The following is a 24,641-nucleotide window of genomic DNA, read 5'->3' as shown; positions in this document are numbered from 1 at the left end:
TTAAAGAATGAAAACTTGGATTGGGGTGGATATTGGTACTACCAATGTCAAAGCAACAGCCATTGATGAAACGGGAGAAACCGTCGCACACGCCTCGGCAGCCTGCGTTACTTACCACCCAAAGCAGCGCTACGTTGAGCAAAACCCTGACGAAATTTATGGTTTGTTCGTCGCTGTCATCCAGCAAGTTTCGGAGCAATTGCGCCACAAAAACGCCAGCATCGAAGCAATTGGCTTGTGTTCGGCCATGCACAGCGTCATTCCCATCGACGCCCGAAATCGTCGGCTTACGCGTTCACTCCTTTGGGCCGACAACCGCAGCGAAGCCCAAGCCGATGCCCTTAAAACGCACCCTATCCTCGCAAAACTATACCCACAAGTAGGCATACCTGCCCATCCTTACGCACCATTGACCAAAATGGTGTGGTTTCGCGAACAAAAACCCGCCGTTTTTAGTAAAATCAGCCGTTTTGTTTCCCAAAAAGAATACATCTGGTACCGACTTTTTGGAAAATTTCAAATCGACTATTCGATGGCTTCGGGCACTGCCCTGCTCGACAATCGACGGTTTCGGTGGAGTGCGTTGGCCATGGACTATGCGGGCATAAACGCTTCCCAACTCTCCGATCTAGTTCCAACTTATCACCAAGAAAAACTTACCCAACGAAGCCTTGCCAAGCAACTAGGCATTCCTGTTGGTACCCCGTTTGTGATTGGCGCGGGCGATGCCTGTTTGGCCAATTTGGGTTCAGGAGCATTGGAAACGGGCGTCACTACCCTCACCATTGGCACCAGCGGAGCGGTGCGTCAAACCGCCGCTACTCCCGCTCGCGACCCTCAGCAGCGTTTGTTCACCTACGTTTTGGACGAAACCCATTACGTATCGGGTGGCCCCACCAACAACGGCGGAAATGTGCTAGAATGGCTTTCCAAACACTTGCTTTTAAAAGATACCAGCGAACTGCTTGCCATGGCCGAAAGTATTGGCGCAGGTGCCGAAGGTTTGTTGTTTGTGCCTTACCTTTTGGGTGAGCGCGCGCCCGTTTGGGATGCCCACGCTTACGGGAGCTACCAACGCTTACAATGGCAGCACACCCAAGCCCACATGGCCCGCGCGACCTTGGAAGGAGTACTGATGAACCTTAACCAAATTCGCCAAATTATCGACTCTCAACTCAACAAAACCCGCATCTTGCACGCCAACGGTGGCTTTACACGCTCAAAATTCTGGGTTCAATTGTTGACCGATATTTTCAATACGCCCGTTCGGGTCAATGAAAGCAACGAAAGCGGCTGCCTCGGGGCGACTTTGTTGGCCATGAAATCACTGGGTAAACTTGAAAGTTTGGAAGCAGGAGTCCATCAATACGTTCGATTTGCCGATACTTATCACCCCGACCCTTCGCAGACCAAAGTCTATCAAAAAGCCCAGCGTGAATTTGTAAAAGCGATGGCTGTGAGGTAACTACAAAAATGGCTTGGTATTTGTATTGGAACAAATTGAAAACTTTAAACGTTAAACAATCATCTTAAAATAATACGCCAAACCATGAAAAAGATTGGAATCGCCGCCGTCATCACTACTGTAATGGTAAGCCTTATGGCTTTTAAATCCGTTGAACCCAAAACCGAAGAAGCCAAAATTCAGTGGGTGACGTTGGAAGAAGCCTACAAACTTAACCAAAAACAACCACGCAAAATTTGGATTGATTTATACACAGAGTGGTGCGGATGGTGCAAAGTAATGGATAAAAATACCTTCAAAAATGCGGAAGTGGTTCAATTTACGAACAAGAAATTCTACGCCGTAAAATACAATCCTGAAAAAGATGCCGACGTAATGTTTGGAAAAGTGTCGTTCCGTAGCCTAATCAATGGCAAAGTGACGGGCTATCCAACCACGGTTTTCATGGACGAAAAAATGAACCTCATCCAACCGATTGCTGGTTATTTGGAACCGCGTATGTTCCACCAAGTGCTCGCTTATTTTGGCGACAACAATCACCAAAAAGAGCCTTTTGACCAGTTTCAACAAAAGACTTACCCTACTAAATACACCGCTAAAGCACAATAACGGGGTATTTTAGTTCTTCTAATTACTCTTATGCAATTATCACTTTATCAACTCGACGCGTTTACCGACAAAGTTTTTGGCGGTAATCCTGCCGCTGTCGTACCACTTACCTCATGGCTTTCTGACGAAACCATGCAGGCCATAGCCGCTGAAAACAACTTGGCCGAAACGGCCTTTTACGTCCCAACGGAAGCAGGTTTTCACATTCGTTGGTTCACTCCTACGGTCGAAGTCGATCTGTGCGGCCACGCCACATTGGCCAGCGCCTACGTATTGTTTTCCCTCGAAAATTATGCCCACGACGAAATAAACTTCGACTCTCGAAGCGGTGTTTTAAACGTTCGCAAAGAAGGCGATTGGCTTGTTCTTAACTTCCCCGCTGACAGCATTCACAAGCAGTTGCTTTCGCCTCCTGCTTTATTGGAAGCGTTGGGGGAAATCAGTCCCGTTGAAATTTTACGCGGCAAAACCGACTTTATGGCGGTACTAGAATCTGAAGAACAAGTACGCACGCTTCAGCCCGACATTATCGTTTTATCGACTTTACCAGCACGAGGTGTCATTATCACTGCTCCTGGCGATTCGGTCGATTTTGTGTCACGCTTTTTTGCCCCACAATCAGGCATTGCCGAAGACCCCGTCACGGGTTCAGCACACACCACGCTCACACCTTATTGGGCCGATAAATTGGGCAAAACCGAGATGGAAGCCCTGCAAGTTTCTGCCCGTGGTGGTGTTTTAAAAACAAAACTTATCGGTGACCGCGTAGAAATAGCAGGCCAAGTAAAACTCTATTTACGAGGCACGATTGAAATTGGGTAACCCCATTGGTTCACAAATAGAAATTGGTTTTGAGAAATCAATGGCAAAGCGTCGGCAGGGAAATTTCCCACCGACGCTTTTCTTTTCTCTATTTTTCCGTTACCGCTTTCGCCAAACGCCTTCCTTTTGAAGGAATTTCCTTGGATTCATCCTCAGGCAACGTCAATGGGCGCTCAGGTTCTTCTTCTACGGGGGCAATTTCGAGGCCCGAAGCCCTCAGTTTTTCGATAATGGAAATAATCTCGTTTCCACGCCGACCTTGCTCCTCAATCGCAAGCTGATTGTATTCTTTTTCGCGCGCGGCTTCCCAGATAAACAGCTCTGTTTTAGCATCATAAATCCCTAAGGGCAATCCTTTTGAGATTTGGGGAAAGTTTTTAATCGCATCTTCCGCCTCGGGACGCGTGCTGTACGTTAGGTGATAAAAACTTCCTTTGAACAAATATAAAATTGAAAAACGGTTCATAGCAGTAGTGATTGAAGTAGGGCTTTATTGAAAAGCAAAAACGAATAAAACAATGGATTCTTGTACCGAATGATTTTCGGTAGGGCTTCCTCGTTAGAGTGGTTTTAATTTGTAGGTTGATTGATGAGCTGTAGCATTGTAGGGTAAGCTACGTTAGGCTCTGAAATAGACAAAAGAAAGAACAAGGTCTCTTTGAAGCGAGATATTTACTTAAACAAATATCAAGAAAATATAGCATTAAACAAAAGAACCGAAGAAAATATTTTTACATTTCCTTCGGTTCAATTTTATCAAAATATGATTTTTTCTAGTTTTGAACCATATAAGACATATAAGGAATTATAAGAAAAACTTATGTGCTCTTACATTTCTTATATGCTTCAAAAAATTTACTTCTTCAAAATCGTAAACTCTACGCGGCGGTTTTTCTTGCGGTTTTCCTCCGTCGTATTGGGGGAAACTGGCCGTGTAGGGCCATAACCTTTGGTCTGAATTCGGTCGCCCGCAACTCCTTTGGTGCCCAAATAACGCTTCACCTCCTCTACCCTATCTTTTGATAATTGTAAGTTGGCGTCAAAATCCCCGACGTTGTCCGTGTGCCCTTCGATGAGCACTTCCATCGTCCCGTTTTCGGTCATCATTTGCGCGATTCGGTCCAATTCTGGCAATGAAGCAGGCAACAAATCAAACTTACTTTGGGCAAAGCCAATCGTGTTTAGCGTCACTTTTTGACCAATTTCAATGGGTGATAAAACGATTTCGCGGCGAAGTTCGCGGTACTGCGTTTCTTTGGTCAAATCAATCACCATGCCCCCCGACTGATACCCTTTTCGTTGGGCCGTTAGGCCGTATTGTTTTTGGGTATCCAAGACCACTTTGAAATCACCCACGGCAGGATCGTAGTCGATGCGTTGAGGGGTTTGTTTTTGGTCCAAATCCTCCACAATTACCTCCGCTGCTACTGGTTGTTTCGTAGTTTGGTCAAGCACCACACCTTTCAACATCACCGTCGGAACGGGGCGAATCTGCTCTGGAAGCTTCATTCTGAAAATATCAAATTCGCCCAATGAGTTTTCGGACGAACAAAAGTACGCGTATGCCCCCGAGGCAGGAATGGTAAAATGAGCTTCAAAATCGGAGGTATTGAAGGCTGGGCCAAGGTTTTCTGGCTCTGACCAACGCGTCCAGGTTTCGTCCAAACGACGACTTACGTAAATGTCCATTTCACCGTATCCGCTACGACCACTGGAGGTAAAGTAAATCGTCTGGTTATCGGTAGCCAAAAAAGGCGTAAACTCGTCATCGGCCGTGTTCAAATCAGCCCCCATGTTTTTAGCGGGCGACCAAGTACCGTCAGCTTGTTGGAAAGACACGTACAAATCTGCTCCCCCTTTGGTATTTCCATCTTGCAACGACAACACCATTACTTTTCCGTTGGGGCCAATGTAAAACCCCGAAAATGAGTGCTCGTTGACATAGCTCTGAAGACGTAGCTCCTGCGGTGCCGTCCAGCCTGTACGGTTTTTACGGCTCACCGATACCCCCTTCGACAAGCTTCCGTCGGGGTGATAAATGTTCATTAAGAGCGCTGTACGGTCGTCGGGAGAGATATAACAAATAGAATTTTCTTGGGCGTTGTTGATGGGCTTACCCATGTTCTGCGCTTTTTGCCACACCCCATTTTTTTCCTCGGCATACCAAACATCGTAATCTTCGGAAGTGCGAATATTTTCGGGGTGATCGTAGCGGGTGAAATAGATGGTGCGCCCATCGGGAGAAATCACAGGTGCTACTTCATTGGCTTTGGAGTTGACATTCGGACCAAGATTTTCTTTCTTCAATTCTTTGGGAACATTCTTGGCGAGGTTAATCATGGCCTCCACGGGCTTTTCGGACGCCGATATTCCAATGGCATCTATTTCGTTCCAACCTTCTACCAATTGCGTATTAAGGGTTACTTTCAGAGAAGTTACCTTAAATGCCGTGAGTTGCGGTAGCCAAATACGGTGCATTCCTGCGCCGCGTTTACTGGCTTCGGGCTTGGCTTTGTAAAAAGTATATTCTTTGTTGTCGGTATCGTACCCCACAACGCTCGTCACACAGCCAGCGCCGTAGTTTTCGGCAATGACAATCTGACGAATCTGTGCGGGAGTTTCAAAGCCCACTTTTATCCATTCTTCGCCCGCGTCAGGTTGCGCTGGCCGCCAAGCAGATGCGCCACTTTCTCCCTGAGGAAGTTTGTTGGGTTTACCCAAAAGTTGAGACGGGCGGTACTGCGCACCGTTTCCTTGAGCATATTCGGAGGATACACCAATGACTTTTGAAGCCCACTGAACTTCCTGTGAATGAAGTACATAACTAGCAAGAAACAGTACAAAAAACGAAAAAAAACGCATGATTACAAGTTTTTTTAGGTAGCCGCACATTTATCGTGCCAATTACAATAATTCGTCCGAAGGATTCCAAAAGACTTTCTTAAAATCCACGATTTTGTCATTTTTCACTTTCACACCTTCCTGCTCCAGAAGTTCTTGCATGGCCGTAGGCGTTCCAAAAAAGTGTTTGCCCGTGAGCATTCCGTCACGGTTGACCACGCGATGTGCAGGGACGTCGGGCATTCCGTGGCAGGCATTCATGGCCCAGCCAACCATGCGAGCCGTCAATTTTGTTCCTAAAAAAGTAGCGATTGACCCGTAAGAAGTAGCGCGCCCTTCGGGTATTTGCCGAACAACGTCATAGACGTCATCAAAGAAGTTTTTTGATTCCATGGCTCTTTTTGAACCATATAAGACATATAAAGGCAAATAAGTTTTTCTTATAATGTCTTATATGGTTACAAGTCGTACTAAGGCTTTTCGATTTTATTGACCAGCTCGCCATACCACTTTTCTCCATATTTGGTAATCAGCGGGTCTTTCAAGAACTTATACAAAGGCACGCCTAGCTCCCGCCCATTTTCACAAGCAGGGCGACAAATGTGCCAGCGGTCGTAATTGAGCGCATCAAAATGGTCGTATTTAGTGATGCGAATGGGGTATAAATAACAAGAAATCGGTTTGCGGAACGTAATTTTTTTGTCCAAAAACGCTTGCTCAATCCCACATTTCAAAATTCCTTTTTGGTCGTAAATCGCGTAAGCACACTCTCGTCCATTGACGGTTGGGGTGACGTAATCCCCATCAGCATCTTGTTCGTACAAGCCCGTTTTCTCAATAGCATCAAGCCCTTTTTTATTCAAATAAGGCTTAACTTTGGGGAAAACTTCTTCTAATTTCTCCAATTCGTCTTCGTTGAGCGGCGCACCCATGTCGCCTTCAATACAGCAAGCTCCTTTACATTTTGTCAATTCACAAACAAAATACTGGTCAGCAATGTCATCGCTGATGACGGTATTATCAATGACTATCATTGTTTCTTAATCTTAATTTGTTGACCAATCTTTACTCCCGTATCAGGCAATTCGTTCCATTCCTTGATTTGATCCACTTTTACGCCGTATTTCTGCGAAATGCTAAACATCGTTTCGCCTTGTGCTACGGTGTGCGTGACAAACTCAGTGGCCTTAGGTTGCTGGTCAAGGGTATTCCCTACGGGGCGAATGTTCAACTTTTGTCCGCTCAACAACTTCGCATCTTGCGGTAGGTTATTCCAATACAAAATGTCGTTGACCGTTACATCGTACATTTTCGAAATGCTGTAAAACGTTTGCCCTGCTCCTACTACGTGTACAATTGCCTTGCCAGTCGAAGTTGCTGGTGTCGTGTTTTTAGGCGTTGAGGGAGCGGGTTCTTCGGTTGCAGGCTTAGTAGCAACTTTGTCCTGTTTTGGCGGAGTAGTAGTAGCCGTCGTAGGTTTCTGAGGGGTATCGTTGGTCGTAGGCTTCGTAGTTGGCGTTGTTGACGACGAAGCTGGGTTCGTATTTTTAGTAGTTGACGATTTAGGCTTTGAACTAGAAGTCGTCGATTCATCATTGATAATGACTACACGATCATCATCCCCTGGGTTAAACGATGGCGCGCGACGGTTCGGCTTAGTCGTTGAATTCGACGAACTTGCTTGTTTGCTTGGTTTAGGCTCTGCCGATGTACCCGAGTCCGTAAACTCCACCCCTCCACCTTTGGAATCAGTTGTTGTTTGGGGCTGAGTTTGGGCGGGTGTAGAGGTTGTTGTCGCAGGAGTATCCGCCATTTTTGGGGTATAAACCTTACGCTCCGACGCATTTTGTGGCACTTTATTATTTGTTGTATTCGCTCCCGCCGTTTGCTCAGTGCGTACAGGCTCTTGAACCGCTGGACGAGGTTGCGACTTATCCATTCCTGGCTTCCATTCATCTTGCGGGGTTTCAATGATTTCTACGGGTTTGCTTCTTGGGCGTTTTTTGGTCAACCAAAGCACACGTCCCGTTTGAAGGCGCGTGTTGCGGTTATCAATGCGGTTGTAACGAACCAAAAATTTCAAACGAACGCCGTAAATCTGCGAAACTTTCCACAGCGATTCTCCTTCACGCACGGTATGAAAAGGCACCACGGCACGTTTGTTTTTCTTGGCCAAATAATACACTTCCCCTGGCACCACTGGCCCGCGTTCCGACATATCATTATAACGTAAGAAACTACTAAAACTCACGCGGGCTTTTCTGGCCAACGACTCCACATTATCATTACCACCTGCCATAATTCCAGGTAAACCGTTGATTTCGTACAAAAGCAGGTCATTGCTATATCCTTCTGCCCGCACAAGCACTGGAAAACCAATGTCTTTTTGGGTAAAATTATCACGTTGATTTGGTTTTTTGAAAACCGACAAACGCGAACGCACCGTTTCGTACTGGTCGTTGGTTACTGGTAACAACAAGGAATAATCTTTGTCGCTAGGAATATCGTTGGTCGTTACCCAGCGGTTTTGGGCGCGAAGATTTGTTTCATCAACGGCAAATTCTTTGGCAATTCCTTCCAATGAGCGACCGCCTGCTTGTGGATACTCCAACAACACAAACTGGTTAGGCGACTGATAGCGCTCAATGGCCGACTCAATGGCAATTTTATGAGCCAAAAAGCGCAAAATATAACGGTCAGATTTACCATCTAATTTAATTTCGCGGGCATAGCCCCATTCTGCGGGTATTGTTTTACTAATTCCACCCGCTCCCAAATAATACGAATACAACGACGCGACCCAGTTATTAAACTGCGTATTGCTTTTTTTAAGGTACTTTGCCGCAGCCCGCGTTGACGAAGTAATGTTTTTACGCTCGTCTATCTGGTCATCTACACGCAGACCATAATCCAAAGCCGTTTCTTTCTTGAACTGCCAAAATCCTACCGCATTTGACGCCGAGACGGCATCGGGCTGTAGGTTGCTTTCTTGCACTGCTAAATATTTAAAATCAACTGGTACATCTTCATCAATCAAAATTCCTTCAACGATAGGAAAAAACAGCAGGCACCGATCCAATTTCGCTTCCCAAAATTTTTTGTTGCCCATCAGAGCCTTTACATCTGTTTGAACTACGGCCCGCGCATCTTCATCAAGCTGCACGTTCATCCCAGCAAAGCCAACGCTACGCGGTACAGTAGGCACGGCAGGGGCTTGCGCAACGACAAATCCTACCAAAAAGAATGAAAAAAGAGTGGTTAGGGCTACAATACGTTTCATTGTGGTTTCGGTTCGCTTCATAACTAATTTTTATATGCAATCATCAAGCCGTCGCGGATAGGCAAAAGTAGGTTGCTTACCCGTGGGTCGTTGTGTACTTTTTGATTAAAGTCTAAAAGGTTCTGCGTATCCTTATCTATTTTTTTGTCTGTTTGTACAACTTTTCCGCTCCAAAGCACATTATCGGCAATAATAACGCCGCCTGGGCGCACTTTGTCAATGACCAAATCGTAATAGAGCGCGTAGTTAAGTTTGTCGGCATCAATAAACACCAAATCAAACGTATCGGGCAAGGTAGGAATCAATTCTACGGCATTGGCGATTCGGTAATCAATCTTGTTTTTATACGGAGATTTATCAAAAAACGACCTCGTAAAATCCTCTAACTCTTCATTGACATCAATGGTTATCAGAAGCCCATCTTCGGTTAATCCTTCCGCCAAACATAAGGCTGAATACCCTGTGTAGGTACCTATTTCGAGAACCCTGCGCGGGCGCATCATGGTAGAAAAAAGTGCCAGCAAACGGCCTTGCACGTGCCCCGACAACATACGAGGCTGCAAAACCTTTGCGTGCGTTTCTCGATTGAGAAGAGCCAACAGCGTACTTTCGGGCGAGGTATGCGCCTGCGAATATCCCTCTATGGCCTCTGACAAAAACTCCATTTAGTGTAGGTTGTTTAACAAATATAAACGGAAAAACGCCTAAAAGTATATAAAATGGCCTTTTTTCACAAGACAGCCGTTTGTTCGGGTTGTGAGCAACACGTGAGGAGGGTTGCTCACAACCCGACTACTTTCGTGGGAAGGGTTGCTTACAACCCGACTTTTACCCGACTACTTAGAATCGTCTTCAGGTACAAAGCACAAGCTACTCCATTGGCTTTCGTCGAGCATTTCTTGGGCAATATCTTGGAGTTGTGAGGCAGTTACGGCTTCAATCTCCCGAAAAATTTCTTCCAACGAATCTATTTTTCCCGTATCTAAAATGCTTTTAGCCATCATCAGCATAAAGCTTTGATTACCTTCTTCCGACATAGCCAATTGCCCCATAAGCTGCACTTTCAAATTACGAAGCTGAATCGTCGTCAACGGTTTTTCTCGGACTTGGCGCAGTTCGCGATGTATCAATTGCATAGCACGATCAAGGTTTTTGGGTTCTGTTCCAAAAAAGACACCCAAAAAGCCTGTATCCAAAAAGGGGGCATACGTGGCTTCGATTGAATAAACTAGGCCGTATTTTTCCCGAAGCGTCATGTTAAAACGGGAATTCATACCAGGGCCACCGAGCAGGTTAATCAGCATAAAAAACGGCAAACGTTTTTCATCCATCATTGCATACGCTGGCCGCCCCATCGCCACTTGGGTCTGGGTCATACCACGAGCTACCCGCAGCGTTTGAGGTACATAAATACTCGGCGATGTACGAATCCGTTGGCTGGTTGAATGAGGAAGGTCATACAGGTATTTTTCGGCTTGCTTCACCGCCTTGTTGAAAGGCAAATTGCTCACCAACGACACCACGATGCGTTCGGTATCCAGGTTATCGGCAATAAAAGTTTGTAAATCGTTACGGCCAAACGAGCGAACGCTTTCGGCTGTGCCAAGGATATTTTTTCCCAATTGGTGATTTTGAAAAACCAGTTCGTCAAAATCATCTTGGATGGCATCTTCGGGAGAGTCGTGGTACATGGCCATTTCTTCCAAAATCACGCCTCGTTCTTTTTCGATTTGTTTTTCGGGAAAAATGGAGTGAAACGTGATGTCAGACAACAATTCAATCGCTTTATCGCTGTGCGATGCCAACAATGACGCATGAAAACACACTTTTTCTTTCGTCGTGTAGGCATTCAACTCCCCTCCGACCGTTTCGAGGCGATTGATGATGTGGTACGATTTGCGTTTTTGAGTTCCTTTGAAAGCCATGTGCTCCCAAAAGTGCGCGAGGCCCTGCTGGTGTGGTTGCTCGTCCCGACTACCAATGTCGAGCATAATCCCCCAGTGAGCGATTTGGGTATGTGGTACTTGTTTGTGTACAACACGGATGCCATTAGGCAAGGTGTGTAAGCGGTATTCTTCCATTCTTTGCGATTATCACTTCTACAAAGGTAACAGTTTTTGGTGGATGTGGGTTTCGTCAACGCAGCTTAAAGCCTGCTGTTCCTTGAGATTTTGCAGTTTTCTGCGTTGTTTTGAGGTTTAATCAGCCCCTTTCCGAAAGTTTTAAACCTTCAGGAAAGGTTACAATTTAATAAACCGTATGGCATTCCAAAAACTTTCCATGGACGAACTCAACCGCTTGTCGGTCGAAGAATTCAAGTCCGCCGCCAAACATTCCTTTGTATTTATCCTCGACGATATTCGTAGCCTCAACAATGTGGGTTCGGTTTTTCGCACTGCCGATGCCTTCAAAGCCTCGAAAGTCTATTTGTGTGGCCTGACGGGCACTCCTCCTCACCGCGACATTACCAAAACTGCCCTCGGTGCCGACGAATCGGTGGAATGGCAGCACGTGGAAGAGGTGCTTTCACTCATCGCCCGCCTCAAATCGGAAGGCTACGTGATTGTCGCTATTGAACAAGCCGAAGGCAGTACGTTTTTACACGAGTTTAAACCCGTCGCTAACCAGTCGTACGCGTTTATTTTGGGAAATGAGGTTTTTGGAGTCAACGAAGACGTTGTGAATCAAAGCGATATTTGTTTAGAAATTCCTCAATTTGGAACTAAGCACTCGCTCAACGTATCGGTAACGGCTGGAATTGTGGCGTGGGATTATGTGTCTAAATCTATCAATATTTAACTGCTCCGCAGCTACGTTTTCAGACTAATTATGCGCCTTATCATTGACCCGTTAGGTGACGGCCATCATGACCTTTTCTTAAAAATTGACGTGATGCCAAGTCAACTCAAAATTGCTGACAGTTATTATCTTTTTGACTTTTTGGAAATTGGCCAAGAAGAAATAAAAGTGATAACACAACAAAAAATGACACCGATAGCCTATGGTACCTTACGGCTAATCGACTATTGGGAAAGTCGTATTTGGGCAATGACGAAAGGGCAAACTTTATTCTTATTGTTTGATTTATCGGATCAGTACGTCGGAGGATTTCGAGTTACGAAAGTAAAATATGGGTATCAGTTTGAAGAGGTCTTTTCTGAACAAACAACCGGCTACGCTGTCAATAAATCTACACTTGACTCCGTTCTTCCTCTAACATTGCTTCAAACAGGCAAAAACTCTTCGTCTAGGTGGCTAATTAGCGAAGAAAAGCTGCGAGAGGGACTGAATTGGAGTAAAAAAGAAATTTTAAATAAAAATCCCTGACCAAAGTTTTTGTTTTAACGACATTTGTTGTATCTATTTGTAAAATCTTTTCTTTCAAACTATATCCTCTGTTATCCCAATGAAATCAGACAAGAAAAAAGCAGCGACCGATATTGCACAGAAAATATCAGCTGCCCTTACCACCGAAAATGTTTCTAAAAAAATAGCCAAGGCGATTGAAAAAGCCTCTGAGAAATTGGCTAAAAAGCTCCTAAAAATCAGCAAAGAGGCGAAAAAAGCCCAAGAAGCGGCCGAAAAAGAAGCGGCTAAAAAGGCGAAGAAAGCTGCCGAAAAGGAAGCTAAAAAGGCTAAAAAAGAGCCTAAGAAGAAAAAAGAGCCAAAAGTAATTACGCCCAAAGTGGAGGAGTCTGTAAAAACAGTCACTTCTGAGGTAACACCCGCACCGCCCAAAGCAGCCCCAAAACCTGCGGCGGCTAAACCCGCGGCTCCTGCCAAACGCCCCGCTCCTAAAAAAGCCCCTGCCGCATCGAAGCCAAAAGAATCGGATACATTAGCCGAAAGCTAGGTATCTCATTGATTTCTTGAAGGCGGTCTGACTATCGTCTGACCGCGACACAGGTCAGACGATAGTCAGACCGTAAAACCGCGGCAAAGGTCAGACCGTAAAACCGCGACAAAGGTCAGACCGTAAAACCGCGACAAAGGTCGGACCGTAAAACAACGAAAGCCTCCCAAAGACAATGCATCGCATAAAACTCTTTGGGAGGCTTTCGTTTATTGTTACCCTTTTTATTCTTGTTTTGGTTTCTTAGGCACAAAAACTGGTTTCGGGCGAGCAGCAGGCTTTTCTTCCGTCATCGGTGGACTATCGACCGTGGACTCTGGACTTGAAATTGGCTTTTTAGGCACAAAAACAGGTTTAGGTCGAGCAGCGGGCTTTTCCTCCGTCGTCTGTGGACTATCGACCGTGGACTGTGAATTAGATTTATCTTCCGTCGTCTGCGGACTATCGACCGTGGACTCTGGACTTAAAATTGGCTTCTTCGGCACAAAAACAGGTTTCGGGCGAGCAGCAGGCTTTTCTTCCGTCGGCTGTGGACTATCGACGATGGACTGTGAATTAGATTTATCTTCCGTCGGCTGCGGACTATCGACCGTGGACTCTGGACTTAAAATTGGCTTTTTAGGCACAAAAACAGGCTTAGGTCGAGCAGCAGGCTTTTCTTCCGTCGGCTGCGGACTATCGACCGTGGACTCTGGACTTAAAATTGGCTTCTTCGGCACAAAAACAGGTTTAGGTCGAGCAGCGGGCTTTTCCTCCGTCGTCTGTGGACTATCGACCGTGGACTGTGAATTAGATTTTTCTTCTGTCGTCTGCGGACTATCGACCGTGGACTCTGGACTTAAAATTGGCTTTTTAGGCACAAAAACAAGCTTAGCTCGAGCAGCAGGCTTTTCTTCCGTCGGCTGTGGACTATCGACTGTGGACTGTGAATTAGATTTATCTTCCGTCGTCTGCGGACTTTCGACCGTGGACTCTGGACTTGAAATTGGCTTCTTCGGCACAAAAACAGGTTTGGGACGAGCAGCGGGCTTTTCTTCCGTCGTCTGTGGACTATCGACTGTGGACTGTGAATTAGATTTATCTTCCGTCGTCGGTGGACTATCGACCGTGGACTCTGGACTTAAAATTGGCTTCTTCGGCGCAAAAACTGGCTTAGGTCGAGCAGTAGCCTTTTCTTCCGTCGTCTGTTGACTATCGACTATGGACTGTGAATTAGATTTTTCCTCCGTCGTCGGTGGGCTATCGACCGTGGACTGTGGACTTGAAATTGGCTTTTTAGGCGCAAAAGCAGGTTTGGGACGAGCAGCGGATTTTTCTTCCGTCGTCGGTGGACTATCGACTGTGGACGCAGGATTCACCTTTTGCTTTTTCAGCTCTTCCTTCTCCCTCATGAATTGCTCATACAAAGCTTTCTTTTCATCAGCTTCTTCGGGCGAGAGGTTAGCGTAGTGATAGTTCATATCACGCACCTCAAACTCACTGTAATCGAAGGTTTTGGTCATCGTCAAACACTCCGTGGGGCACACTGTCGTACACAGGCCACAATAGCAACATTTAGCCATGTCGATGTCAAACTTGGCCGCATACAAGCGAATGGGTGAACCGTCAGACGCTTTTCCGACTTCACCCGTTGCTTTAATTGGCTCAATATCAATACAATCGACTGGGCAAACCTTGGCACATTTATCACACACAATGCAATCATCCATTTCATTGTGCAAACGATAACGGCCATTATCGGGAATGGGCATGACTTCGAGTGGGTACTGCAACGTCACCATTCCTTCTTGTTCATTGAAATAACCACTTGTCCCGACATTGTGGTTGCTTCGACGATTTCGCGCTTGCCACAGGTGCCTAAAGGTGAGTTTTAATCCTCCTAACGTGGTACGAATACCGTCGTTGATATGTTCAAAATATGTTTTCAAAGAATTTATTTTTAACTCTTCCCAAATCGTTTCAACCAATCCATTAATCTTTCAACATCAGCGCGGAGAAAAAGTTGCGTTCCTTCGTTCATGGTTGCAGCCGAACCGCAAGCCACACCCCAGCGAATCATTTCGGAGTACGTCAGTCCTTGCGTCAGTGCCCACGTCATTCCTGCTACCATGCTATCGCCCGCTCCTACTGTACTTCGTTTCTGAACGGGTGGAGCGGGTACGTGCTCACACAGGTCTTTCGTCACCAAAATAGCTCCCTTAGGCCCCATCGACACAATCACCACTTCACATTTTCCGTCTCCAATGAGCATTCGAGCGGCGTCATCCACGTCGTCGATTTGTAAATCTTTCGCACCAACCAACGCTTCCAGTTCTCCGATGTTGGGTTTCAACAAAAACACGCCTTCATCACAAGCAGCCCGAAGGGGTTCTCCCGAAGTATCCAACACCAGCCTTGTTCCTATTTCTTTGCTGATAGATGCTACTTTTTCGTAAAAATTGACGTCCATTTGAGGCGGTAAACTTCCACTTGCTACGACGTACTCGGCTTTTGACTGCCGTAATGTTTCCAAAACAGCCTCGGTTTCGGCTTCGCTCAAAGCGGCTCCTGGCATCCCGAAACGGTATTGGGCGTTGGTGGAAGTTTCGGCAACAATAAAATTCTCCCGCGTCCATTGTTCGGTCTGAATCACCTCACAGTCAATCCCTTCTTGAGACACCAAATCACGAAGAACTTGTCCCGAAGGACCACCCATCGTAAAAATAGCGGTACTTTTTCCTCCCAATCGCTTGATGGCTTTGGAAACATTGATACCTCCCCCTCCCGCATCAAAACGTGGCGCATCACAACGCAGTTTTTGTTCTGGAATCAGTCGGTCGATGTGGGTGCTTTTATCTACCGCAGGGTTAACGGTTAGGGTCACTATTTTCATCGTGTGTCTTGTCGTTATTTTAGGATATTAGACTTATTTAGACGCCTTATTCCACTCCTCAATTTGAGCCAAAATATCTTGTTGCCCCACTCGTTTTTCCGACGAAGTAACAAAAATAAGCGGCAATTCTACCCACGTTTCTAACAGGGTCTTTTTGTAGTTTTCAAGTCGGGTTTGCAACTGGTTCGCAGTTAGTTTGTCTGCTTTTGTAAACACCAAACAGAACGGCACTCCTTTTTCTCCCAGCTTTTGCATAAACTCAAGGTCTATTTTTTGGGGCTCAATGCGGGAGTCAATAAGCACAAAAGTACAGGTAAGGCTTTCACGGTTGAAAAGATAATCGTCTATCATGATCGACCACTTTTGGCGTTCGGTTTGCGATACTTGGGCGTATCCGTAGCCAGGCAAATCGACCAAATACCAAGCATCGTTTATCATAAAGTGATTGATTACCTGCGTCTTACCTGGCTTACCTGAGATTTTAGCAAGGTTTCCGTGGTTGGTAAGCGCGTTGATAAGCGACGATTTACCTACGTTCGAGCGGCCGATAAATGCGTACTCGGGACGGTCGGGCTTAGGGCACTGTTCGTGCTGCGAAGAGCTTTTGACAAAAACGGCAGTTTTGATTTTCATAGTGCAAAATTACAAATAACTCACCAATGACGTCGGGATTTGTTTGTTTTGACCAAATTAGTTTTCGTAAAACTCAATCGGAAGGTCGTCGGGATCAGCAATAAAGAAAAAACGCTTGTGGGTAAATTCATCCACCCGAATCGCTTCACATTCAACACCTTTTTCAGTCAAATAGCCGTGCGCTTGCGAAACATCTGCCACACTAAAAGCCAAATGCCGCAGCCCAGCGGCTTCGGGGCGAGAAACCCGCGCAGGAGGATTCGGAAACGAAAACAATTCGATTTGATAATGGTCATTGATGGCCAAATCAAGTTTGTACGAATCGCGTTCGGCACGATACACTTCCGCGACGACCCTTAAACCCAACAATTGTGTATAAAAATGCTTTGAACGCTCGTAATTTGAACAAATAATGGCTACGTGGTGAATGTTTTGAAGTGAAAGCATGTTGTTATTTTCCTTGTTTAAAACCTCGTTGGTTGTCTTTTGCTCAAATTTAAAAAAATTTAGCCATGCCCCATTTACCCGTTTACGACACTCGTCTGCAAGCCGCACCATTGGCCGAGTACCTTCAAACCTTTTACCCATTTTTAGACATAGTCGAAGCACGCATTCTCAAAACGGGTATTAATCATACGTACTTACTTCGCACAGCGACCGATTCGTACATTTTTCGGTTGTACTTTTATCAGTGGCGCAGTCGGTTGGAAATTGAGGAAGAAGTTCGCTTGTTGCTTCATTTAAACGCATCAGAAGTTCCTGTTTCGTACCCAATTGCCGACAAAAATGGGGTATATATCCAAGAAATAGAAGCACATGAAGGCTTACGTTTCGGCGTCCTTTTTTCGTTTGCGGCAGGTGAGAAGGTTCGTTTTTTTAGCTCCGAACACAGCTACACCATCGGGCAAGCGATGGCACGTTTTCACAAAGCAACTCAGAACTTTGATTTACAACGCATTACATACAATTCTGAGATTTTGCTCAAACAGTCATTGGGACGAATCCGCACCTATTTTTCTCCCGATTCGGAAACCATGAAGTACATTGAGCGAATTGTTCCTTTACTAACGGGTGTATTGGATTCAACCGACACAGCTTCGATTCGTGCGGGGGTCGTTCACCTCGACATTTGGTTTGACAACTTGAACATTGCTCCCGACGGGAAAGCGACGTTCTTTGATTTTGATTTTTCGGGAAATGGCTGGCAATGCCTCGACTTAGCCTATTTCAACATTCAACTGTTTAATACCGAACCTGACACCCATCGCTACGAAGAAAAATTAGCTCGTTTTTGGGCGGGTTATGAAGCGATACAACCTGTATCTGACGAAGAAAAAGCGCTGATTCCTCCGCTTGCCGTGTGCATTTGGTTGTTTTACTTAGGCACTCAATGTCAACGCCACGACGACTGGTGCAACCTTTTTATCAGCGAAGATTACCTAAAACGCTTTATCGGCATGGCGCAGCGTTGGAGTGATAAGCATGGTTTGTTTGGAGAAGAGTAAAAGGCACAAGGGGCAAGAGACAATAGGCGAAGGGCAAGAGGCAAATTGGCTTTTTTTTTACTGCGTGAAGACTTTCCAAGTTTAAGGCTTGGAAAGTCTAAGTGGACAAAATAGCAAACAGCCAAACCTACTCTACTGAAAGCATTTTGGCATTTACTTCTTTTTCGATGGTGATATAGCCTGGGTAATTGATTTGTGAATTACCAATCCCCAAAGTAGGTCGTAGTTTGATGGTCAACTTCGAGGGCGTCGTGTTGGCTTTTCCCGATAAGTTTTGCATCATATTGACGATGGCTTCTCGGGCTTTGCTGTCGGTAATAAACCGATACGCGTTGGTGGTCAGTTGCATCGGAACGCGGGTCGTTCCGCCTTTGGGTTGAACTTCAATACGTTGGTCGTATAGCCCCGTAAACAACTCATTTTCTGACAAAAACACCTTGTACTCAAACTGGTTGATACCTGCCAAATTTTTGGTTGGGTTGGTAATATCAAGGTTAAGGCGGAGGTTAAGCGGGACGTCTTTGGTCAATATCGCTAACCCTATTCTTGGCGACTGTGACAAATCAAGATTTTGTAGGCTTCTAACATCTACGCCTGCTAACGTAATATTATCGGCCGACGCAACAGTGTATCTGCAGTCGCCAAGGGTTTTTACTTCTGAAATTTGTTTCGTAACAGCGCAGCGCTGAAACAGGCCAATCAAGGCCAAAATCACTACCAAAAGGCTAATTCTTTTCATTCTAGTACGGATGTTTGATGTACCCAACGTTTATTAGCCCGTAAAATTGCGACCTAGAATAGTTACTGGCAAATCTTTTGCAACACTTTTTCCGTTGCCTCATCAAGTTGCCCACGTTCTTCTTGACTACGGTATGTAGTTGCAAAAAGGCTGTCCATTGTTTTCGTGATTTTATCGGCCAACTCTCCCGTCCGAATAGTATAGCTTTCTTTCACCGAATCAATTTCAGCTATTTTCTTTGGTGACAATCGAAGTTTATTTTTGGTCAACGAATCTTCCATAAACCGAATGTCGTTGGCTACTTTAAAACGTTCTTCTTTCAATTGACGGGCTTGGCACTCCAATTGGGCCATAAGTTGAGCGTCGTTTTCCAGTTGGGCTTGGTTATTTTTTTGACAACCTAGCATCAACAAGCTACCCAACATTACCCCCACTCCTATCAGTCTCTTCATCTTCATTAGGCGTAAAATACTATTTAACATTCTGTGGCCATTGAATCGCACTAAGTACATTATTGCCAATACCGCGCCCCATCAACAAGCCATTTTCGTTATCCATAACGTAGTGAATACCCCCGTACAAACGCGAATTGGCACATTCTTGAGACATGGCCGAAAAGTTGGTAAACTTGCGTGGTTGGAAACCATGCTGCACTTGCGAACGGTCAGTAAAGGTATAATTGCCGTCACCGTTGGTAAATAATTTGATAAAAATCCGCTCTCCAACGCCAATTTCTGTGGCGTGCCCCGATGTATAAGCAGGGAAAGCAGGAGTTCCAATCACCGTTTTAAAAGCTGGGTCGATGTATTTTTGGATGTAAGAAACTGGGCGAATCAACGAATAATCGTATTTCGCTTTCCAACAAGCAATAAAAGCATCAATTTCGGCAATACCCAACATGGCATAGCCCACCACTGCCTTCTCAAGCGTCGCATTTGTTTCTTCCAACAGTTGGGTAAGAATGTTAAATGTGTGTCCTGTAGGCGTACAAGTGGCAAACGGATCGTCGGCCCAAAACTTCGTAATTTCAACCTGCTCAGGTGTGTTATTTTTCACTTGATTATACACATCCAACGCCTCTTTGTAAAACGCAGAGCTTTTATCGGTTGAGAACGCAAGAGGTTTCACAGGATTGGCATACGTCATATCAGAAGCTAAAATGGGGCGGCACTTGGCCCAATAAGGACTCAACGGGGTAGCATTATTGGCATCAGTAGGTACCCATTTGTCAACACCAGTTACAGGAGTAAAAGGCCGCGAAAACGGATTTAAGTACGAATCATGCCCACCGTCGGTGAGCGAGTATTCGTAAATACCCTGCGAAACGGCCCGCCCATGCTTTACCGACTCATCAATCAACAACTTTGAGGTTGTTTTCAAAAACGCCGATAGGTTATCGGCTTCCATCTGGTTAATTTTTGCTAGGTTGTCGGCGCTCAATTTTTTGTCAAACATCTTACGCATCATGTCAGCTACGGCGGCATTGACTACCGCACCCCAATGATAACGTACATTGAGCGGAAGCGGCACGGGCATCGTTGCGGGCATCAAGCGATTGATTTGACCCGCCAGAGGTTTTCCATTGGGGATTCCACTATAAACAGCTTCGTAGGCCGTAATGCCCACATACCCAAACGCCCGAGACGCTTGCGGAGGCAAAAAGCCTGCGGTCTCTTTCACAATTCGACACTCAAGCTTCATCCACTCACGCAGAAAATCAGCCGAATAGTCCGATACATTGTTTGTTTTGGTGGGTTCTACCACCTCAGGCGTTGTTGTACATCCTGCCAACAAAGCCACAAAAAGCACAAAGCACAGTAAACGTTTCATAATCATTACAAAGAAGGATTTGGTGTAGTTCGCAAATCTGTTTTAAGTTAAAGTTCTTATCTGACCTTTGTTAGACCTACCAAGTTTTAGAAACTTGGCAGGTCTTTTCTGTTTTATTTTCTCTTTACAATTTCACTCCCACCGACAGCGCTACACTCCGCCCATCCGACGACCAAATACCTGGTCCTGGGTAAAACGTAGGACGTTTGGTAAAATAAGACGCATTCAATAAGTTGTTGATGCTCAAACGCACGGTGTATCGTTCGCTGATACGAACCGTGGAGTTCCAGTCGATGATGGTGTAACTTGGAACCACCCCTTTCGCTCCGTTAGCCGAAGGTTGCACCGTATTGAGGGCGTCGGCAAACGTTTTTGACACATAACTACCCAACAATGTTGTGCTCAACCAGCGGTGGTTAAACTCAATCCCATTGCGGCTTGTCCACTCAGGTACTGACTCCACGCGGTTGCCTACAATGTCTTGGTTGTCTTTTCCGTTGCTCACTTTGCCTTTTACGTAACGGGCATCAATGTAGGCCGTTGAGGTAAATACCGACAAGCGAGTACGACGGCTACGCAAAAACTCGTATTCTAAGTACATCTCAACGCCTTTGTTGAGGTTGTCGCCGATGTTGGTACGGAAGATGTACGACGTGCCATCGGGGTCCGCAAGAATCAGGCTACCAAGGCGATTTTTGTAGCTTAGAACAAAACCAGTGATGTCGTAATGTAGCTTGCCAGTACGACCGCTCATTCCTACCTCAAGATTGTACCCATGCGCATCTTTCAGGTTTTTATCTGCCCGCTCCAACACTGAGGCAGGAATAATATCCTTCAAAATCACGGGGCGATACGCTTGCGACCAGCCCGCATAGATTCGGTTTTGTTCGTTCAGACGGTACTGCGTACTGACTCCAAACAACGGAAAGCGATGCGGAATACTGTTGGGAACTACCTCAGGTTTGAGGTAACGGATGTATCCCGAAAAATCGGTTTGACCACTCTCCAAACGGAAACTTGGGGAGACTGTCCAGCGGCGGGTCAAATACAATAAGTTTTCGGCAAATACTGCCACGTTCTTGGTTTTAAAGTGCATGTCACGTCCCCAGCCGTCGGTTCCTACGAGCGTCAGGTCGTAATCACTGCCTGTGGTGCCTTTGCCTAGTTGTCTGCGGTTCAAATCGTTGTTCATCACCTGCACTCCTGCCACCAATACCGAGCTCATCTGCCCAATTTGGTAATCATGCGAAAGTTTAAGTTCAGACGTAAAACTGTTGAATTTGTCAACATCCACTTGGCGATTTTTGTACTGCAACGTACTGGCTTCGATGGCGTCTTTGACCGTGGCAAAAGCATCAATCATCACGCTGTTGCGCGCTCCAAGGACCATTGAGTTTACCCATTGCAAACGCGTCCGAGGCGTTATTTCCCAACGCAGCGTGAGCGAAGGCAGGTAGATGTCTGGTTCGTAATAATTGCGCGAACGGGTGGACATTCGTGGATTGGCCAAAAACATACTGTCGGTCAGCGGCCCAGGAATTTGATACACATAATCGGTATGTCCTACCTCCGCTTTTAACGACAATTTTGGCGTAAAATCGTATTGTAAACCAACGTACTGCGACTCCGATTCCGAGCGGCTATTCTGACGATATCCGTCTGACTTACGGCGGTGGTAATACGCATAATACGTCAGCTTTCCGACTTTCCCGCCAATGGCGTTGTAGGAACTTAGCAAGCCAAAAGAGCCCAACGAACTGATGTTTTCAAACCCAAATTTGCGGGTAGTGTCCGCTTGTTTGCTCACGTAATTGACCATTCCGCCAAACTGCGCGCCGTACTGGAGCGAGCCCGTGCCGCGCACCACCTCAATCCGCTCAAACGATTCGGCGGGCGGATTATAGTGGCTGGCAGGGTAACCATACATATCGGTATTGCCAATGACGCCATTGTAACGGACATTAAACTCCCAGCTACGGTGCGGGTCAAGCCCCCTCGTGGCAATGTTTATTTGGTTGCCCGAACCGTCCATGTCATACACGAATATGCCAGGAATTTTGGCAAAAAGTTGACGAGGATTGCGTTCGGCGATGTTCGCATTTAGTCCCAACAAATGAATCACTTCGCTCTTTTTTCCTGCGGCAATCAGCATTTGATGCACGTCAGGTAAGCGTTCGATTTGGATTCGTTCACGCAGCCCAACAACCTCTACTTCTTTCAAGTTTCGAGTGGTGTCTGGCTTCGTTTTTTGAGAATAACCCTGTAGGCCAAGGCATAACCCTAGCAACAGGAATGATGTATTTTTTATCATTCAATAGCTCCCTAATAATTGGTTAGTAAACTTTTTTAGCTGGCACAAAGCCAAGAAATTACGCAAGTTTACCGAACTCGGGAGGGGGCGACAAAAGATGAAAAAAGGAATCTGAAGGAATCTGAGAAGAAAGGTAATAGACGGATTTAGGCAAATAACCTGCAAATAGCAACGGAGGCCAAACCAACTCTGCATTGGATACGTACGACTTGGATAACCCTAAAAATAGCGCAATCGTTTTTTTCACAGGATTCAGTGGCGCTTTGGACGTAGCATCCAACGACTCCTGAATTTGATTGGAAAGTTCGGTAAAACGCTCGCGGGCGTCGTGGTTGGTTTTCAGGACAATGTAAAGTGTATCGTCTTTGTGATACTGCTTCACAATATTATAAAAATCGCCGTCTTTTCGAATCAGCCCTTCCTGTTCGGCAGGGATTTCTTGGTAAGAAACGTAAGGCAATTCTTGAAGAGGTATCTTAATTATATCCCATTGGTCATTTTTGGCAACGGGAGAAGCGCTTTGGTATTCATCTTCAAAACACAACAATGCCACCGACAGCCCAAACATGTGGTAGAGCAGTACGATTAATAGACCGGTGGAGAGTAGTTTTTTCAATGAAATTGGCACAATAACGGGTACAAATTTAAGCTACCAATTATCATGCCAAAAATTATTTATACCTTTTTGTATTGGGATGAAACGTTTTCCAACTGTGCCAATACTCTTGATACGCATTGGCTCTTTCCAAATCAGGGATACCTTTTCGGTGCGACTTGCCCAGCAAATCATACACGCAGCCTCCCTCATCATACAGCGAATCGTTTTTCATACTGAGTTTTTGCCCAGGCGTGGCCCGTTGTAGTGCCACAAAACTCTGTTTATCAGATGTCAGCACCACCGTTACTGGCAAATAACCAATCATGTCATTGATGATTTTTTCTTTTTGCAATTGATTCCAATCATACGCTTTGACCCCTCCGTTGACCTCTACACCCACCACCCACGATTTATCATTCCACGAGCCGAAGTCACGTTTGGTCAGCTCTCCCGTCCGTTTTCCTGTTTCGTATTTACTTAATGAATCATATTTTTCTTGAAATTTTGCATCGGGTTGCATCACCAACGTCGTTGGGTGCAGCTCCATCCATTTCGCCAAAGTAAGTTGCATCACAGGAACTTCAGGTAAAAATTTCCCTTTTAGCTCGCCCGCTATCGCCTCCCCGTTGGCCTGCCGCCACCAGCTACCTGTGGTTTTATCTTCAAACATGGCGTTGAAATGATCCATCCCGACCAATCGGAACATTTCCTTTTTCCCGTCCACCAGCGGCTCAAACACCCTACCCGTGCGGCAAACGGTACAGTACGTCACAATAATCGGTTTTCCTCCCAACGTATCTTGCACTTGGTGGTGATACCCAATGTATTTAATCGGATACGCCCGCGTTTGTCCATTGACTTCCACCCCAATCACAAGACGTTCTTTGGCTACTTTATTATCTATTCTATTTTTCAGCGTCAGTACTGAAGGCTGGTAAAACATCGAATCGGCCGCCATTTTGAAATTGGCAGCGTAGGTAACTGCTGCGACCGCAAGGATGCAAATACCAGCGACGTACGGCTCCCATTTTTTTCCTCGGAAAGCTACAAAAGCCCCAACCAAAGCCATTGCCCCGAACACCGCGCGAAACACCCACCGCCACGTGTGTAAAAAATAGGCCGCGTCAATGCTGTTCATGCGTTGGCTGCCTGGCATGGGCATGATGAAATACACGTTGGCGATTTCAAAAAGAATCAGGCCAATAATACCGATGTAAAAAAGTTTTTTCATAGAAAACTATCCATTTTGATAGGGTTAATTTTGGTAAAAACTCCCAACAAAA

The 24,641-nt window shown here is 45.7% G+C and carries 24 protein-coding genes; 7 read left to right on the top strand and 17 right to left on the bottom strand.

Annotated elements, in window-relative coordinates; all coding sequences use genetic code 11:
• Positions 1–7 precede the first annotated feature (7 nt).
• From FHS57_RS12340 to FHS57_RS12330, 3 genes are all read left to right on the top strand, one after another.
• Positions 8–1,465, top strand: coding sequence for a gluconokinase (locus tag FHS57_RS12340; protein WP_183973988.1), 1,458 nt, complete (start codon positions 8–10; stop codon positions 1,463–1,465).
• An 84-nt stretch (positions 1,466–1,549) separates the two neighbouring features.
• On the top strand, positions 1,550–2,074 hold the full coding sequence (locus FHS57_RS12335; protein ID WP_122931575.1) for a thioredoxin family protein: 525 nt from the start codon (positions 1,550–1,552) through the stop codon (positions 2,072–2,074).
• A gap of 30 nt (positions 2,075–2,104) precedes the next feature.
• Positions 2,105–2,896 (top strand): PhzF family protein, encoded by a 792-nt coding sequence (locus tag FHS57_RS12330; protein WP_183973986.1) that lies wholly within the window; start codon positions 2,105–2,107, stop codon positions 2,894–2,896.
• Between the two features lie 88 nt (positions 2,897–2,984).
• Here FHS57_RS12330 and FHS57_RS12325 read toward each other — a convergent pair whose 3' ends face one another.
• The 7 genes from FHS57_RS12325 to FHS57_RS12295 form a co-directional block, all read right to left on the bottom strand.
• Entirely contained in the window at positions 2,985–3,362 is a 378-nt protein-coding gene (locus FHS57_RS12325) for a hypothetical protein (protein WP_183973984.1), read from the bottom strand.
• A 389-nt stretch (positions 3,363–3,751) separates the two neighbouring features.
• Positions 3,752–5,758, bottom strand: coding sequence for an OmpA family protein (locus FHS57_RS12320; protein WP_183973982.1), 2,007 nt, complete (start codon positions 5,756–5,758; stop codon positions 3,752–3,754).
• A 42-nt stretch (positions 5,759–5,800) separates the two neighbouring features.
• Positions 5,801–6,130, bottom strand: a complete 330-nt coding sequence (locus tag FHS57_RS12315; RefSeq protein ID WP_028522962.1) for an MGMT family protein — start codon at positions 6,128–6,130, stop codon at positions 5,801–5,803.
• Between the two features lie 77 nt (positions 6,131–6,207).
• A complete protein-coding gene (locus FHS57_RS12310; protein WP_183973980.1) occupies positions 6,208–6,771 on the bottom strand; it encodes a DUF3109 family protein in 564 nt (187 codons plus the stop codon).
• The gene (locus FHS57_RS12305; protein ID WP_183973978.1) at positions 6,768–9,017 is read right to left on the bottom strand and encodes a LysM peptidoglycan-binding domain-containing protein; all 2,250 of its coding nucleotides are present in this window, start codon (positions 9,015–9,017) and stop codon (positions 6,768–6,770) included. Before FHS57_RS12305 ends, FHS57_RS12310 begins: the two co-directional genes overlap by 4 nt.
• Before the next feature lie 23 nt (positions 9,018–9,040).
• Positions 9,041–9,682, bottom strand: coding sequence for an O-methyltransferase (locus FHS57_RS12300; protein WP_028522959.1), 642 nt, complete (start codon positions 9,680–9,682; stop codon positions 9,041–9,043).
• A gap of 171 nt (positions 9,683–9,853) precedes the next feature.
• Positions 9,854–11,098 (bottom strand): M16 family metallopeptidase, encoded by a 1,245-nt coding sequence (locus FHS57_RS12295; RefSeq protein ID WP_183973976.1) that lies wholly within the window; start codon positions 11,096–11,098, stop codon positions 9,854–9,856.
• Positions 11,099–11,276: 178 nt separating this feature from the next.
• Here FHS57_RS12295 and FHS57_RS12290 point away from each other — a divergent pair, with 178 nt between their 5' ends.
• From FHS57_RS12290 to FHS57_RS12280, 3 genes are all read left to right on the top strand, one after another.
• Positions 11,277–11,816, top strand: a complete 540-nt coding sequence (locus tag FHS57_RS12290) for an RNA methyltransferase (protein ID WP_183973974.1) — start codon at positions 11,277–11,279, stop codon at positions 11,814–11,816.
• A 30-nt stretch (positions 11,817–11,846) separates the two neighbouring features.
• Positions 11,847–12,344 carry a hypothetical protein gene (locus tag FHS57_RS12285; RefSeq protein WP_183973973.1) on the top strand — a complete coding sequence of 166 codons (498 nt, stop codon included), beginning with the start codon at positions 11,847–11,849 and terminating at the stop codon, positions 12,342–12,344.
• Between the two features lie 79 nt (positions 12,345–12,423).
• A complete protein-coding gene (locus FHS57_RS12280; protein ID WP_183973971.1) occupies positions 12,424–12,870 on the top strand; it encodes a hypothetical protein in 447 nt (148 codons plus the stop codon).
• 224 nt (positions 12,871–13,094) lie between these two features.
• Here FHS57_RS12280 and FHS57_RS12275 read toward each other — a convergent pair whose 3' ends face one another.
• Genes FHS57_RS12275 through gloA2 form a run of 4 tightly spaced genes read right to left on the bottom strand, consistent with a single transcriptional unit; the run spans position 13,095 to position 16,822 of the window.
• Positions 13,095–14,798: a 4Fe-4S dicluster domain-containing protein gene (locus FHS57_RS12275; RefSeq protein WP_221225613.1), complete on the bottom strand. Its 1,704-nt coding sequence runs from the start codon at positions 14,796–14,798 to the stop codon at positions 13,095–13,097.
• A gap of 11 nt (positions 14,799–14,809) precedes the next feature.
• The gene (locus FHS57_RS12270) at positions 14,810–15,742 is read right to left on the bottom strand and encodes a 1-phosphofructokinase family hexose kinase (RefSeq protein WP_183973969.1); all 933 of its coding nucleotides are present in this window, start codon (positions 15,740–15,742) and stop codon (positions 14,810–14,812) included.
• Between the two features lie 33 nt (positions 15,743–15,775).
• Positions 15,776–16,375, bottom strand: coding sequence for a ribosome biogenesis GTP-binding protein YihA/YsxC (gene yihA, locus FHS57_RS12265; protein ID WP_028522953.1), 600 nt, complete (start codon positions 16,373–16,375; stop codon positions 15,776–15,778).
• Between the two features lie 57 nt (positions 16,376–16,432).
• Positions 16,433–16,822, bottom strand: a complete 390-nt coding sequence (gloA2, locus tag FHS57_RS12260; RefSeq protein ID WP_183973967.1) for an SMU1112c/YaeR family gloxylase I-like metalloprotein — start codon at positions 16,820–16,822, stop codon at positions 16,433–16,435.
• Between the two features lie 65 nt (positions 16,823–16,887).
• Here gloA2 and FHS57_RS12255 point away from each other — a divergent pair, with 65 nt between their 5' ends.
• Positions 16,888–17,880 (top strand): phosphotransferase, encoded by a 993-nt coding sequence (locus FHS57_RS12255; protein WP_183973965.1) that lies wholly within the window; start codon positions 16,888–16,890, stop codon positions 17,878–17,880.
• Between the two features lie 127 nt (positions 17,881–18,007).
• On the opposite strand, the gene FHS57_RS12250 is transcribed toward FHS57_RS12255, so the two are convergent.
• The 6 genes from FHS57_RS12250 to FHS57_RS12225 all read right to left on the bottom strand — a co-directional run bounded on the left by FHS57_RS12250 (position 18,008) and on the right by FHS57_RS12225 (position 24,589).
• Positions 18,008–18,619 carry a hypothetical protein gene (locus FHS57_RS12250; RefSeq protein ID WP_122931589.1) on the bottom strand — a complete coding sequence of 204 codons (612 nt, stop codon included), beginning with the start codon at positions 18,617–18,619 and terminating at the stop codon, positions 18,008–18,010.
• A 62-nt stretch (positions 18,620–18,681) separates the two neighbouring features.
• Positions 18,682–19,071: a hypothetical protein gene (locus FHS57_RS12245; RefSeq protein ID WP_183973963.1), complete on the bottom strand. Its 390-nt coding sequence runs from the start codon at positions 19,069–19,071 to the stop codon at positions 18,682–18,684.
• Positions 19,072–19,090: 19 nt separating this feature from the next.
• Positions 19,091–20,449, bottom strand: coding sequence for a vanadium-dependent haloperoxidase (locus FHS57_RS12240; RefSeq protein ID WP_183973961.1), 1,359 nt, complete (start codon positions 20,447–20,449; stop codon positions 19,091–19,093).
• Between the two features lie 124 nt (positions 20,450–20,573).
• Positions 20,574–22,670: a TonB-dependent receptor family protein gene (locus FHS57_RS12235; protein ID WP_229601326.1), complete on the bottom strand. Its 2,097-nt coding sequence runs from the start codon at positions 22,668–22,670 to the stop codon at positions 20,574–20,576.
• A 148-nt stretch (positions 22,671–22,818) separates the two neighbouring features.
• Entirely contained in the window at positions 22,819–23,388 is a 570-nt protein-coding gene (locus tag FHS57_RS12230; RefSeq protein WP_221225612.1) for a hypothetical protein, read from the bottom strand.
• Positions 23,389–23,431: 43 nt separating this feature from the next.
• The gene (locus FHS57_RS12225) at positions 23,432–24,589 is read right to left on the bottom strand and encodes a DUF3179 domain-containing (seleno)protein (RefSeq protein WP_183973955.1); all 1,158 of its coding nucleotides are present in this window, start codon (positions 24,587–24,589) and stop codon (positions 23,432–23,434) included.
• Positions 24,590–24,641: the final 52 nt, after the last annotated feature.

Source organism: Runella defluvii (assembly GCF_014195535.1).
Taxonomy (GTDB): Bacteria; Bacteroidota; Bacteroidia; order Cytophagales; family Spirosomataceae; genus Runella; species Runella defluvii.
The sequence above is the reverse complement of the archived record's forward strand: the minus strand, read 5'-3'. Positions and strand labels throughout refer to the sequence as shown.